The 12,572-nt window shown below is 44.8% G+C and carries 13 protein-coding genes; 4 read left to right on the forward strand and 9 right to left on the reverse strand.

Annotation, left to right across the window (positions count from 1 at the left end):
- Window positions 1-35: 35 nt before the first annotated feature.
- A complete protein-coding gene (gene purB, locus FAH67_RS09420; RefSeq protein ID WP_003682334.1) occupies window positions 36-1,406 on the reverse strand; it encodes an adenylosuccinate lyase in 1,371 nt (456 codons plus the stop codon).
- Between the two features lie 210 nt (window positions 1,407-1,616).
- Here purB and FAH67_RS09425 point away from each other — a divergent pair, with 210 nt between their 5' ends.
- The gene (locus tag FAH67_RS09425) at window positions 1,617-2,057 is read left to right on the forward strand and encodes a surface-adhesin E family protein (RefSeq protein WP_003682336.1); all 441 of its coding nucleotides are present in this window, start codon (window positions 1,617-1,619) and stop codon (window positions 2,055-2,057) included.
- Between the two features lie 385 nt (window positions 2,058-2,442).
- On the opposite strand, the gene FAH67_RS09430 is transcribed toward FAH67_RS09425, so the two are convergent.
- Window positions 2,443-3,012, reverse strand: a complete 570-nt coding sequence (locus FAH67_RS09430; protein WP_039864388.1) for an L-threonylcarbamoyladenylate synthase — start codon at window positions 3,010-3,012, stop codon at window positions 2,443-2,445.
- Between the two features lie 72 nt (window positions 3,013-3,084).
- Complete coding sequence (gene purD / locus FAH67_RS09435; protein WP_003682341.1) at window positions 3,085-4,356, reverse strand: phosphoribosylamine--glycine ligase; 1,272 nt, start codon at window positions 4,354-4,356, stop codon at window positions 3,085-3,087.
- 140 nt (window positions 4,357-4,496) lie between these two features.
- On the opposite strand from purD, the gene FAH67_RS09440 reads away from it, so the two are divergent.
- Window positions 4,497-4,808: a DUF4298 domain-containing protein gene (locus FAH67_RS09440; protein ID WP_003682344.1), complete on the forward strand. Its 312-nt coding sequence runs from the start codon at window positions 4,497-4,499 to the stop codon at window positions 4,806-4,808.
- A 54-nt stretch (window positions 4,809-4,862) separates the two neighbouring features.
- Here the strand turns inward: FAH67_RS09440 and FAH67_RS09445 are convergent, their stop codons facing one another.
- The 5 genes from FAH67_RS09445 to FAH67_RS09465 form a co-directional block, all read right to left on the reverse strand.
- A complete protein-coding gene (locus FAH67_RS09445; protein ID WP_003682346.1) occupies window positions 4,863-5,474 on the reverse strand; it encodes an IMPACT family protein in 612 nt (203 codons plus the stop codon).
- 61 nt (window positions 5,475-5,535) lie between these two features.
- Window positions 5,536-6,468 carry an electron transfer flavoprotein subunit alpha/FixB family protein gene (locus FAH67_RS09450; protein WP_003682348.1) on the reverse strand — a complete coding sequence of 311 codons (933 nt, stop codon included), beginning with the start codon at window positions 6,466-6,468 and terminating at the stop codon, window positions 5,536-5,538.
- Window positions 6,469-6,478: 10 nt separating this feature from the next.
- Complete coding sequence (locus FAH67_RS09455) at window positions 6,479-7,228, reverse strand: electron transfer flavoprotein subunit beta/FixA family protein (RefSeq protein WP_003682350.1); 750 nt, start codon at window positions 7,226-7,228, stop codon at window positions 6,479-6,481.
- A 184-nt stretch (window positions 7,229-7,412) separates the two neighbouring features.
- Window positions 7,413-8,381 (reverse strand): lipopolysaccharide heptosyltransferase I, encoded by a 969-nt coding sequence (gene waaC, locus FAH67_RS09460; protein ID WP_003682351.1) that lies wholly within the window; start codon window positions 8,379-8,381, stop codon window positions 7,413-7,415.
- Window positions 8,382-8,427: 46 nt separating this feature from the next.
- A complete protein-coding gene (locus tag FAH67_RS09465) occupies window positions 8,428-9,063 on the reverse strand; it encodes a nicotinamidase (RefSeq protein ID WP_003682353.1) in 636 nt (211 codons plus the stop codon).
- Between the two features lie 170 nt (window positions 9,064-9,233).
- Between FAH67_RS09465 and tsaA the strand changes: the two genes are divergently transcribed.
- On the forward strand, window positions 9,234-9,908 hold the full coding sequence (tsaA, locus tag FAH67_RS09470; protein WP_003682355.1) for a tRNA (N6-threonylcarbamoyladenosine(37)-N6)-methyltransferase TrmO: 675 nt from the start codon (window positions 9,234-9,236) through the stop codon (window positions 9,906-9,908).
- A 95-nt stretch (window positions 9,909-10,003) separates the two neighbouring features.
- On the opposite strand, the gene gap is transcribed toward tsaA, so the two are convergent.
- Entirely contained in the window at window positions 10,004-11,008 is a 1,005-nt protein-coding gene (gene gap / locus FAH67_RS09475; RefSeq protein ID WP_003682356.1) for a type I glyceraldehyde-3-phosphate dehydrogenase, read from the reverse strand.
- A 649-nt stretch (window positions 11,009-11,657) separates the two neighbouring features.
- Here gap and lpxC point away from each other — a divergent pair.
- Complete coding sequence (gene lpxC, locus FAH67_RS09480; RefSeq protein WP_003682358.1) at window positions 11,658-12,572, forward strand: UDP-3-O-acyl-N-acetylglucosamine deacetylase; 915 nt, start codon at window positions 11,658-11,660, stop codon at window positions 12,570-12,572.

Genomic DNA, 12,572 nt, shown 5'->3' on the forward strand with positions numbered 1-12,572 from the left:
AAGCCATTTGAATCTCCAAATGGCTTTTTTATAAATCAAATTCGTTTTGCCAACTCTTCGGCTTTACCCACATACAACGCAGGGGTCAACTCAAGCAATTTGGCTTTGGCTTCTGTCGGAATTTCCAACGACTCGATAAAGAGTTTCAACACTTCAGGCGTAATGCCGTCTTTACCGCGCGTCAGGTCTTTCAGCTTCTCGTAAGGATTGGCTACGCCGTAACGACGCATTACGGTTTGAATCGGCTCGGCCAGCAGCTCCCAAGTAGCGTCCAAATCGGCAGCAAGGGCGGCAGGATTCGGCTCAAGCTTGTTCAGACCGCGCAGGTGGGCGGCAAAGCCCAACACGGCATAGCCCACGCCTACGCCCATATTGCGCAATACGGTGCTGTCGGTCAGGTCACGCTGCCAACGGGAAATCGGCAGTTTTTCGGACAAAAAGCCCAATACGGCATTAGCCATACCAAGGTTGCCTTCGGAGTTTTCAAAGTCGATCGGATTGACTTTGTGCGGCATTGTAGAAGAGCCGACTTCGCCTGCTTTGACTTTTTGTTTGAAGTAACCCAAAGAAATGTAGCCCCAAACATCGCGGTTAAAGTCGATCAGAATCGTGTTGACACGGCTGATGGCTTGGAAGAATTCCGCCATATAGTCGTGCGGTTCGATTTGGATGGTGTAGGGGTTGAAGGTCAGACCGAGGCCGATTTCGACGAAGTTGCGGCAGTGGGTTTCCCAATCCACATCGGGATAAGCGACCATATGGGCATTGTAGTTGCCGACTGCGCCATTGATTTTGCCGAGGAACTCTTGCGCTTGCAGGTTTTTAAACTGACGTTGCAGGCGGTACACGACATTGGCGATTTCTTTACCCAGTGTGCTTGGTGTAGCAGGCTGGCCATGCGTGCGGCTCATCATAGGGACGGCAGCCAACTCATGTGCCATTCCGGTCAGTTTTTCGATGATTTCGGCCAGTTTCGGCAGCAAAACAGCCTCACGCGCTTCTTGCAGCATTAAAGCGTGGGACAGGTTGTTGATGTCTTCGCTGGTGCAGGCAAAGTGAATGAACTCGCTGGCGGCAGCCACTTCAGGCACGCCGGAGAAGCGTTCTTTAAGCCAATATTCGATGGCTTTGACGTCGTGATTGGTGGTCGCCTCAATGGCTTTGACGGCGGCGGCATCTTCAAGCGAGAAGTTTTCAATCACTTTGTCGATTTCGGCAAGCGTAAAATCGCTGAAAGCAGGAACTTCTACAATCTTAGGTTCGGCGGCAAGGGCTTTGAGCCAGTTTAATTCAACTTTGACACGCGCACGCATCAGGCCGTATTCGGAGAAAATCGGACGCAATGCTTCAACGGATTTGGCGTAGCGGCCATCTAATGGGGAAAGTGCAGCGATAGGGTTAATCATGTCGGATCTTCCTATGGGATGAAAACCAAATTGTTTGCAATTATACATGATTTTACACTTCCAGGCCGTCTGAAAGACAGGTTTCAGACGGCCTTTTAGGCGTATTTTTCATAAAATTCTTTTCAGAGGTTCAACTTTGCAAAATCGATTTACGATATATGCCATCTTCACGGATAATATCGACTTACTTTCTGTAAATAATGAGGTTTTATGAATATCAAACGTTTTTCCCTAGCTGCAACCGTATTTGCAGCTTTGATGTTGAGTGCCTGTGAAACAACCACCACATCGAGCGGCGGCGGTAGCTGGACTAATATCGGCACCATCTCTGAAGGCAATATCAAAGTAGCCATTGATAAAAGCAGCATTAAAAGAAATGGCGCACTGGTTACTTTCCGTGATAAAAAAACCGTTTCCAAACTGAAAGAGGAACGTTTCGTCAATACGCCGGCCTATAAAACAGCCATCGGCAACTGGGAAATTCATTGCTCAAACAAAACCTATCGTCTGGCAGCGCTGCAACTGATGGACGAACACGGCCGGGTAATTTCCAACCAAAGCTATACGCCGACCAGCATCCGTCCAATGAGCGTCATGAGCGGCACGATTACTGAAAAACAATACGAAACTGTGTGCGGACATAAGCTTTAATCCACACTTATTCACAAAGTTATCCACAGTTTAAATATTTAAAAGGCCGTCTGAATGCTTTGAATATCAAGTTTCAGACGGCCTTTTTATATTTTTATGGAAATTTATCTTCAAATTTATCCACAAAATTTGTTTATTCAAAAATAATTTATTACAGCGATTCATTTACACTCAAAATTTGCTTCATTCTTTGCAAGAGCATTTCACAAAATACTGCTTTCTACTCTATTTACTGACTTACTATCTGCTTAATCGATCTGTATTTACAGACTGCTATGCATCAAACTGAATCTGCACTCAATGCTTTTCACACAGGTATTCCAATCTTTTGGAAAAAATTTGCTTCTCCAAATAAATACCTTTCCTTTGATGATACAGCCCATCTTTAACGCAGCCTTACCCCTGTTTCTCCGTCAATAATCTGGCTAGGCGTTTTCTGCTTACCTATCAATCCGCCTACAACCCAGACTTTTCTGCCAAACTGTCTTCTGACTTCCCTTTCCGTTTTGCACGCCCGCTTTCCTGCACGATTGCATGAAGTAGAGACTAAAGGCATTTCCAAAACCTGACATAAACGTCTTGCACCTGCGTGCGCAGGAACCCTGACAGCCAATTTACTGCGTCCTTTTCCACGCAATGAGGGCAATACTTTTTTGCCGGCCGACAATAAAAAAGTTTTTGGAGCCGGCCATGCTTCATGCAGCATGGTTTGGATATTTTCAGACGGCCTTTGCAGCAAAGGTTGCAACTGTTCTAAGCTATGGCCAATGACAATCATGCCTTTGTGTTGCGGTCGTTTTTTCAGATGAATCAGTTGATTGAGTGCTTTGGACAAAGTAGGGACACAGCCCAAGCCATAGCAAGACTCGGTAGGATAGGCGACCAAACCGCCTTTTTTAAGATGCGCCTGCAACCTGCGTTGGGCTGCAGCCGATAAAATTCTGGGAAACATCATCATAATACCAAGGCCGTCTGAAACTGCGATTGTCGGACAATCTGTGTTCAGACGGCCTGTTTCTATTCATTATTAACGGTTGATGGCTTTATCGGCAATGTCTTTACGGTATTGCATGCCGTCAAAACGGATTATTTCCAATGCCTCATAAGCCTTGCTTTTAGCTTGTGCAACATCATCGCCCAAACCGACTACACACAACACACGGCCGCCGTTGGTTACCACTTCGCCTTTTTCATTCGTTGCAGTACCGGCATGGAAAACTTTACCGATTTGATTGGCCTTATCCAAGCCAAAGATCACATCGCCTTTTTTCGGAGAGTCAGGATAATTTTGTGCGGCCAACACCACACCTACTGCAGTCTGCAGATTCCATTCGGCAGTAACACTATCCAGTTTGCCGTCGATTGCCGCCTCAACCAAATCCACCAAATCGCTATCCAAACGGCTCATAATCGGCTGGGTTTCAGGGTCGCCGAAACGGCAGTTAAATTCGATGGTATAAGGCGCACCGGTTTTATCAATCATCAAGCCCGCGTATAAAAAGCCGGTAAATTCATGGCCTTCTGCTTTCATACCGGCCACAGTCGGCAAAATAATTTCATTCATCGCGCGCTCGTACACATCAGGCGTTACCACCGGAGCAGGGCTGTATGCGCCCATACCGCCGGTATTAGGGCCTTTGTCGTCATCCAGCAGGCGTTTATGGTCTTGACTGGTTGCCATAGGCAAAACATGATTGCCGTCCACCATAACGATAAAGCTCGCTTCCTCGCCTTGCAGGAAATCTTCAATCACAACACGCGCGCCTGCATTGCCCATTTTGTTGTCCAACAACATATCGTCGATAGTGGCGTGGGCTTCATCCAAAGTCATGGCAACAATCACGCCTTTACCGGCAGCCAAACCATCCGCTTTAATAACAATCGGCGCACCTTTTTGATTGACGTAATCATGTGCCACATCGGCATTTTCAAAGGTTTGGTATTGCGCAGTCGGAATCTTATATTTTGCCATAAATGCTTTAGCAAAATCTTTTGAACTCTCCAGCTGGGCCGCGTATTGAGTCGGGCCAAAAATCTTCAATCCGGCAGCACGGAAGTCATTCACGACACCCGCAGCCAAAGGAGCTTCAGGGCCGACCACGGTAAAGGCAATATTTTCATTACGGCAAAAATCAATCAAATCTTGATGTGCCGTCAACGCTATATTCTGCAGTTTAGGCTCAATTGCCGTTCCGGCATTACCAGGTGCAACAAAGACTGTTTCTACTTTAGACGACTGCGCCAATTTCCAAGCCAGTGCGTGTTCACGTCCACCATTACCAATAACGAGCAATTTCATACCATCTCCTTGAAGAATAGATGTTGTAAATAAAATTCAATCGATGGAATATTGTTCCATCTTGCATAGCTGTTTCAAATTAAGAATAATGTTGCACCAAGACAACCATACTCTAATTTCAAACAACGAAAGGACAAATCATGCAAAAACGTATTGACGAAATTCAAAGCAAATACCGCGAATGGTGCGAATTACTGCCTAAACTGGAAGCAGATATCGCCCGCTGGAAACATGCCGCAAGCCTCATGCAAGACATGGATGACTTCTATACCAACGAATACCAAGCATGCCATCAGGCCATTGAAGAAGGGGCAGACGTTGATTTACGCACACAGGGCGAATACAGCATTATGAGCGAAGATGCTCTATGGAACGCACTGGGGGAATTTCATCAACTGGCTTGGGAACACCTGCGCTCAAGCGTAAATGCTTTAGACAGATACCAAGGCTAAAACATCAAAGGCCATCTGAAACTTTTGATTTCTCAAATATATTCAGACGACCTTTTATTCAAACGGCTTATCAGTATCTACTTCAATTTGGCGCGTATTTTTCCAAGCAGCAATACAAGCTTCATAATCAGCCAATGCTATTTTCACTGTCAACTTACAATCCAGCTGCAAATCCTGTTCCACAATATCGGCCTGATATTGTTTGGCAATTCGTATAGCCTCATTCAAAACAGGATATTCACACTTCAACCAAACTGTCTTTTCAACATTCTTTTCAACAACTTCAGCTATCGCCAATGCCTGAGCCGTTGATTCCTTATAGGCATGAATCAAACCGGGAACACCCAATAGCGTACCGCCAAAATAGCGCACAACCACAACCAACACATCCGTTACGCCGACAGAATCAATCTGCCCCAGAATAGGGCGGCCTGCGCTCCCGGACGGTTCCCCATCATCATTTGCGCGAAACTGCATTCCGTCCACACCCAGTCGATAGGCGTAGCACCAATGTCTTGCCTTGTGATGCTCTTCCTTTAATGGGTCGAGATACTTCTTCGCATCGGCCAACGTTCGTATCGGATAGGCGTATGCAATGAAGCGGCTGCCTTTATCTTTAAATTCAGCCTGTGTCGGTGTAGTAATGGTTTTATAGGTCGTAATCATGCCAAAATATTTTCAGACGGCCTTTGTTGTAAAAGGCCGTCTGAACGTTTCACGTGAAACATTAGTTTTTCAGTGCTTCAGTCAGTTGAGGCACAACTTCAAACAAATCACCAACCAAGCCGTAATCTGCTACATTGAAAATCGGAGCGTCAGTATCTTTGTTGATGGCAACAATTACTTTACTGTCCTGCATACCGGCAACGTGCTGGATGGCTCCGGAAATACCGATAGCGAAGTATAGTTGCGGCGCAACCACTTTACCGGTTTGTCCGACTTGGGCATCGTTTGGCGCATACTCGGCATCCACTGCCGCACGTGAAGCACCAATCGCCGCACCCAAAGCATCCGCCAATGGAGTCAACACTTCATTGAATTTTTCAGCACTACCCAATGCACGGCCACCGGAAACAATCACTTTTGCCTGAGTCAATTCAGGGCGGTCAGACTGGGAAAGTTGACAGCTTACGAAACGGCTCAGGTTTTGAGCAGGCGTTGCCTCAATATTGACCACTTCTGCATTACCGCCTTGTACGGCAGCATCAAACGCTGTTGCACGGAAAGTCAGCACCAGTTTTTCAGAATTGGATTGAACGGTTTCAAATGCATTACCGGCATAAATCGGACGGACAAATGTCGAGTTATCCACAACTTCGGTTAAATCCGAAACTTGTGGTACATCCAACAGGGCGGCTACTCGAGGCAACAGATTTTTACCAAACGCAGTTGCAGTCGCAGCCACATAGCGGTAATCCGCAGCCAGTTTAACAACCAAAGGCGCTAATTCTTCTGCCAAACCTTCAGCGTAATAGGGTGCATCGGCTACTAAAACTTTTGCCACGCCTGCAACCTGTTTCGCCTCTTCAACCACCGCAGCAGCATTACTGCCGGCAACCAATAAATCTACATTACCCAATTTGGCGGCAGCCGTTACCGCATGCAAAGTGGCAGGATTCAAATGTTGGTTATTATGTTCCGCAATAATCAATACGCTCATTTCATACTCCTTAGATCACTTTGGCTTCGTTTTTCAGCTTTTCAACCAACTCGGCAACATCAGCCACTTTCACACCGGCTTGACGTGATTTAGGCTCGGCAAATTTCACGGTATTCAAACGCGGAGAAATATCCACAGCCAAATCTGCAGGACTTAATTTTTCCAAAGGCTTTTTCTTTGCCGCCATGATATTAGGAAGTTTGACAAAGCGTGGTTCGTTCAAACGCAAATCTGCACTGATGACCGCAGGCAACTTCAACGCAACAGTCTCTTCGCCGCCGTCAATTTCACGGGTTACCAATGCTTCTTCGCCTTCAATTTGCACTTTTGATGCAAAAGTGCCTTGAGCCGCATTCAACAATGCAGCCAGCATTTGGGCAACTTGGTTGGCGTCATCGTCAATTGCCTGTTTACCCAGCAGTAAAATTTGCGGATTTTCTTTATCCGCAACAGCTTTCAGCAATTTTGCAACGGCCAAAGGCTCCAACTTCGCATCAGTCTCAACATGAACCGCACGGTCGGCACCCATCGCCAAAGCGGTACGCAAGGTTTCTTCGCATTTTTTTCCACCCAAAGAAACCGCTACGATTTCGCTTACTTTTCCGGCTTCTTTTAGTCGGACGGCTTCTTCCACAGCAATTTCGTCAAACGGATTCATCGACATTTTGACATTACCAATATCTACATCCGAACCATCGGCTTTCACACGAACTTTGACGTTGTAGTCCACTACGCGCTTTACTGCGACCAGTGCTTTCATTCAATTCTCCTAAAAAGAATGTCCATCAAATCAAGCATACTGCTTTTGATACATTCTTTATATAAAATCCAATTCGGTTTTCACCAACATGATAAAACCAAATTTATATAAATCTTGGCAAATAGAGCGGAATTATATCATTTCTAAAGCATTTACTCAGAAAATAAATCCAACTCCCCAGCAATTATTTACCGTATGCAGCAACACAATCCATCAAGGTTTGATAAACCTCGTCTACATTGGGAATTTGAGCAATACCGCCTAAATTTTTTGCATAAGCTGAAACTTGAACGCCGGTCTTGACCGGATCTGTATCTGTATAAATTCCTACAACAGGCTTTTCCAATGCATTGGCAAGATGCAGCAGTCCGGTATCTACGCCAATAATACCCTCTGCTTTTTTCAATAAAAATGCAGCCTGTAATAAATTCATTTTGTCGCAAACCGAAGCAAACGGTAAATCGCTTGCAATCTGTTCGGCACGCATTTTTTCAGTTTCATTTCCCCATGGCAGATATACATTGCATTGTTGTTCTTCATTCAACTTTTTCAATAATGCACGCCAGTGTTCTACCGGCCATAATTTACTGTCGCGACTGGTTGCATGCAAAGCAGCGTAATAAGGGGATTGCAAATTTTTCAGACGGCCTGATTCAGGAACCGACAAACCAAATACCTGCGTTTCAGGCATTGTATAACCAAATACTTGGGCGAATAATTCACGGTTTCGCCAAACCGCATTTTTACCTTTCGGTACGGCAAACGTTTTACTGTATGCAAGGGCAGCCAAACTTTCACGCGCGCTGTGTTTATCCAAGCCGTAAATAGGGGATTTCGCCATTTTGGCAAAGCATGCGCTTTTAATCAGTCCTTGGCTATCTAAAACAAAATCAAAAGATTCAGCCTGTAAATCCGTTTTCAGACGGCCTATTTCACTCCATGTTTCAGCCTGAAAAAGGTGTTTGCGCCATTGCCGCCATTTCATTACATGAACTTTTTTGACAAAAGGATGCAAGCAGGCAATATCTGCAAACCCTACCTCACACAGCCAATGGAGTTCTACCTCAGGACATTGTCGCGCCAAATCTTCAACTGCGGGCAACGTATGAATTAAATCGCCCATACTGGACAAGCGGACAAGTAAAATCTTCATATTTTGGAAAATGTTTCACGTGAAACAACAGAATTTTAAATATAATTTATTGATTATTAATGTATTTTTTTATTTCTTCAGCGTTTTCTAAAATAACTGCTCCGGCAGAATGCATTTCCTGCCATGCAGATTCAACCGTTTCTGGAGCAATGCCGCGACAAGCCGCCTGATTGACGATGACTTTCCAAGCCCCGCCTTTAAGCAACTGTAAAACCGTTGTCTTCACACAATAATCCGTTGCCAAACCGCCGACAATGACCATATCTGCATTTTGACAGCGCAACCATTCGATCAAACCTGTACTGAGCTTTTCTTCAATATCGTGAAAACATGCGCCGTAGGGATGTAACTCAGGATCGACGCCTTTCCAAACGCAATAATCATATTCTTTGGCTGAAGGCAGGCCATCCAACAATTCATAGCCATATGTTCCAACCATCGCATGCGACACCCAAGTCAAATCCGCATCGGGCAAACCCGTCGGTTTCAACATATCAACAGGATTATCCACAAGCCATTTTGCCGCGGCATGATGCGCATCTTTCGTCATCACACGCAAATCCGCCAATGCAGCTTGGGCATTAAGTTCATCCGCAATCAGATGACCTTCGGCAACAGGCAATTCTTTCGGGCACAAAGGCGTAAACGTTTTTTGTGCATCTACATCGATAGAAACAATCATGGATTAACTTAACCTATTGATTTTATTTTATATTATTTAAATTGAGCATTTATTGCCAATATCCGGACATTTGGAATAAATGCTTTGTATTATAACAAATTACTACCGCAAAATGTGGGAAAACATCTGTGATATGATGACAGTTTGCACAGAATATTTATCCACAAATTATGTCCTATTCGATTACGCCTATTGCAACCGTTCATTCCCCCTACAAACAAAAATTCGGCATAGCCCGCCAACCCGGTTTGGTTCCTGCGGCAGAAATTTGCATTGAACTCACTCCTGAATTTACCGCAGACAGCGTTCGGGGCTTGGAAGATTTCGACTATGTGTGGATAAGTTTTATTTTCCACGGCGTATTGGATGAAGGTTGGGCGCAAATGGTGCGTCCGCCACGGCTTGGAGGCAAACAAAAAATGGGCGTATTTGCTACGCGCAGCCCGCACCGCCCCAATCATCTCGGTTTATCCCTGCTGAAACTCGAACGCATCGAAACAGGCAAACCTGTCCGCATCTATTGCAGCGGTGCAGACCTGTTGGACGGTACTCCGGTAGTGGATATCAAACCCTACATCCCCTTTGTCGAATCCAAACCTGACGCATCATCAGGCTTTGTCAGCGGCAAACCTGAAGAATTGAGCGTAGTCTGGGCAGAAAGTACGCTTGCGGAACATTTATCCACAGAAAAAAAACATCTCATTGAGCAAAGCATCGCCCAAGATCCTCGTCCTGCCTATCAAGATATTCCCGAACGGATTTATGTGATGAATATTGCAGATTATGAAGTACAGTTTAGGATAGAAAACAAATGTGCCACAGTGATTAAACTATCCACAACCTGATTGCAAATTGAATCTATCTACACACAAAAGGCCGTCTGAAATATTCAGACGGCCTTTGAATTATCCACAGACTGATTGATTCAACCTGTTATCCTTTAGATTTTGCTGGCAAAGAATTCCAAGGTACGAACCAATTGGCAAGTGTAAGACATTTCATTGTCGTACCAAGCAACAGTTTTCACCAATTGTTTGTCGCCAACTGTCATCACGCGGGTTTGAGTTGCATCGAAAAGTGAGCCGTATTCAATACCAATAACGTCGGAAGAAACGATTTGATCTTCAGTGTAGCCGTAAGACTCGCTGGCGGCGGCTTTCATGGCTGCATTGATTTCTTCTTTGGTAACAGGGCGTTCGAGAATAGAAACCAGTTCGGTCAAAGAGCCGGTAGCAACAGGAACGCGTTGGGCAGAACCATCAAGTTTGCCGTTCAATTCAGGAATGACCAAGCCGATGGCTTTCGCGGCACCAGTGCTGTTCGGTACGATATTCAAGGCAGCGGCACGGGCGCGGCGGAAGTCGCCTTTGCGGTGCGGCGCGTCAAGGGTGTTTTGGTCGCCGGTATAAGCATGGATAGTGGTCATCAGGCCTTCAACAATACCGAACTCTTTTTGCAATACCGCAGCCATAGGGGCCAAACAGTTAGTCGTACAAGAAGCGGCTGAAATAACGGTTTCGCTGCCGTCCAAAATATCTTGGTTTACGCCGTACACAACGGTTTTTACATCATTGCCGCCAGGAGCAGAAATCACAACTTTGCGCGCACCGGCACGGATATGGGCTTCAGCTTTGGTTTTACTGGTAAAGAAACCGGTACATTCGAGGACAACGTCCACACCCAGCTCGCCCCAAGGCAATTCTTCAGGATTAGGATTGGCAAATACTTTGATTTCTTTGCCGTTAACAACAATCGCATCATCTTTCAATTCGGCAGAGCCTTCAAAGCGGCCTTGAGTACTGTCGTATTTAAAGAGGTGCAGCAGCATATCGGCAGGAGTCAAGTCGTTAACAGCAACGACTTCGATACCTTGGGCTTTTTCAATTTGACGCAATGCCAGACGACCGATGCGGCCAAAACCATTAATCGCTACTTTAATACTCATTTTGCTACTCCTAATTAGATGGAATGGGAAAAATTTTTCAGTAAGGCCATTGTATCCTGAAATAAAATTACTTTCTAGGATTACAGATAATTACTTTTAAGTTGTTTGATTTAAATAAAGAAAACATGAAATTCTTGTTTGTAGGAAAATATCAGGCAAATCGGATTAGTCCTAGATTTTGATATTTTATTTCATAAAAACCGTTTTCCAATCTTAAAAGTTTCATAAGTTTATGAAAATCATAAACTTAGTTCTATTTTTCCATATTTTGCCATTTTTGTGTTGATAATTCAGTGTTTTCTTCAAATCATAATATTTTAATTTTTAAAATGATGATTTTGATGAAGAACCAAACTATCTGTGGATAACGGAATAACTTTCTTTAAAACCAATTCGATAATTACTTTTTATCTTTGAGGCCAATCTCAACTGAATGCCGGAATAAAAAAGGATAGAAACTTAGTTTTCCTATTTATCTGTGGATAAAACCCAAATTACCCACTTCAATTTCACATACTATTGTGGATAATTAAAATTTTGAAATTCACACCCGCAAAACATCCATATTGGCAAATACTATTAAAAATGATGGCTTGTTTTTTCCTTTTTAACGTATCATATCCATCAGACTTTTTAAAAGGAAGCAATTATGCTGCAACGGACTTTAGCCAAATCAGTAAGCGTTACCGGCGTTGGCCTGCATTCGGGCGAAAGGGTCGCTCTGACTTTGCATCCTGCCGAAGAAAACAGCGGTATTTCGTTCCGACGTACTGATTTAAGTGGAGAAATGGGCGAAGTAATCAAATTGAATCCTTATTTGATTAACGATACCCGCCTCTCTTCAACCATCGTTACCGATAAAGGCGTGCGCATCGGCACGATTGAACACATTATGTCGGCACTGTCCGCCTACGGCATCGACAATGCGCTGATTGAGTTGAACGCGCCCGAAATCCCGATTATGGACGGCTCCAGCCTGCCGTTTATTTATCTTTTGCAAGATGCGGGCGTTGTCGATCAAAAGGCGCAAAAGCGGTTTTTGAAAATCCTCAAGCCTGTCGAAGTCAAAGAAGCGGGCAAATGGGTGCGCTTTACGCCGTATGACGGCTTTAAAGTGACGCTGACCATCGAATTCGACCATCCGGTTTTCAACCGTAGCTCGCCTACTTTTGAAATCGATTTCGCGGGCAAGTCCTACATCGACGAAATCGCGCGCGCGCGCACCTTCGGCTTTATGCATGAAGTAGAAATGATGCGCGCCCACAATCTCGGGCTGGGCGGCAATTTGAACAACGCCATCGTGATTGACGACATGGATGTTTTGAATCCGGAAGGTTTGCGCTATCCCGATGAATTTGTCCGCCACAAAATCCTTGATGCGATTGGCGATTTATACATTGTCGGCCATCAGATTATCGGCGCATTTGAAGGTTACAAATCAGGCCATGCCATCAATAATGCGCTGTTGCGCGCCGTTTTGGCAGATGAAAGTACTTACGAATGGGTTGAGTTTGCCGATGACGAAGACTTGCCCACCGCTTTTCATGAGTTGCCGGCAGCCTGA

It is taken from the genome of Neisseria flavescens, assembly GCF_005221285.1.
Lineage (GTDB): Bacteria > Pseudomonadota > Gammaproteobacteria > Burkholderiales > Neisseriaceae > Neisseria > Neisseria flavescens.

What these genes read in the sequence shown, in the direction of transcription:
- purB (WP_003682334.1), bottom strand. Translation starts at nt 1,406, where the DNA reads ATGATTAACCCTATCGCTGCACTTTCCCCATTAGATGGCCGCTACGCC.
- FAH67_RS09425 (WP_003682336.1), top strand. Translation starts at nt 1,617, where the DNA reads ATGAATATCAAACGTTTTTCCCTAGCTGCAACCGTATTTGCAGCTTTG.
- FAH67_RS09430 (WP_039864388.1), bottom strand. Translation starts at nt 3,012, where the DNA reads ATGATGTTTCCCAGAATTTTATCGGCTGCAGCCCAACGCAGGTTGCAG.
- purD (WP_003682341.1), bottom strand. Translation starts at nt 4,356, where the DNA reads ATGAAATTGCTCGTTATTGGTAATGGTGGACGTGAACACGCACTGGCT.
- FAH67_RS09440 (WP_003682344.1), top strand. Translation starts at nt 4,497, where the DNA reads ATGCAAAAACGTATTGACGAAATTCAAAGCAAATACCGCGAATGGTGC.
- FAH67_RS09445 (WP_003682346.1), bottom strand. Translation starts at nt 5,474, where the DNA reads ATGATTACGACCTATAAAACCATTACTACACCGACACAGGCTGAATTT.
- FAH67_RS09450 (WP_003682348.1), bottom strand. Translation starts at nt 6,468, where the DNA reads ATGAGCGTATTGATTATTGCGGAACATAATAACCAACATTTGAATCCT.
- FAH67_RS09455 (WP_003682350.1), bottom strand. Translation starts at nt 7,228, where the DNA reads ATGAAAGCACTGGTCGCAGTAAAGCGCGTAGTGGACTACAACGTCAAA.
- waaC (WP_003682351.1), bottom strand. Translation starts at nt 8,381, where the DNA reads ATGAAGATTTTACTTGTCCGCTTGTCCAGTATGGGCGATTTAATTCAT.
- FAH67_RS09465 (WP_003682353.1), bottom strand. Translation starts at nt 9,063, where the DNA reads ATGATTGTTTCTATCGATGTAGATGCACAAAAAACGTTTACGCCTTTG.
- tsaA (WP_003682355.1), top strand. Translation starts at nt 9,234, where the DNA reads ATGTCCTATTCGATTACGCCTATTGCAACCGTTCATTCCCCCTACAAA.
- gap (WP_003682356.1), bottom strand. Translation starts at nt 11,008, where the DNA reads ATGAGTATTAAAGTAGCGATTAATGGTTTTGGCCGCATCGGTCGTCTG.
- lpxC (WP_003682358.1), top strand. Translation starts at nt 11,658, where the DNA reads ATGCTGCAACGGACTTTAGCCAAATCAGTAAGCGTTACCGGCGTTGGC.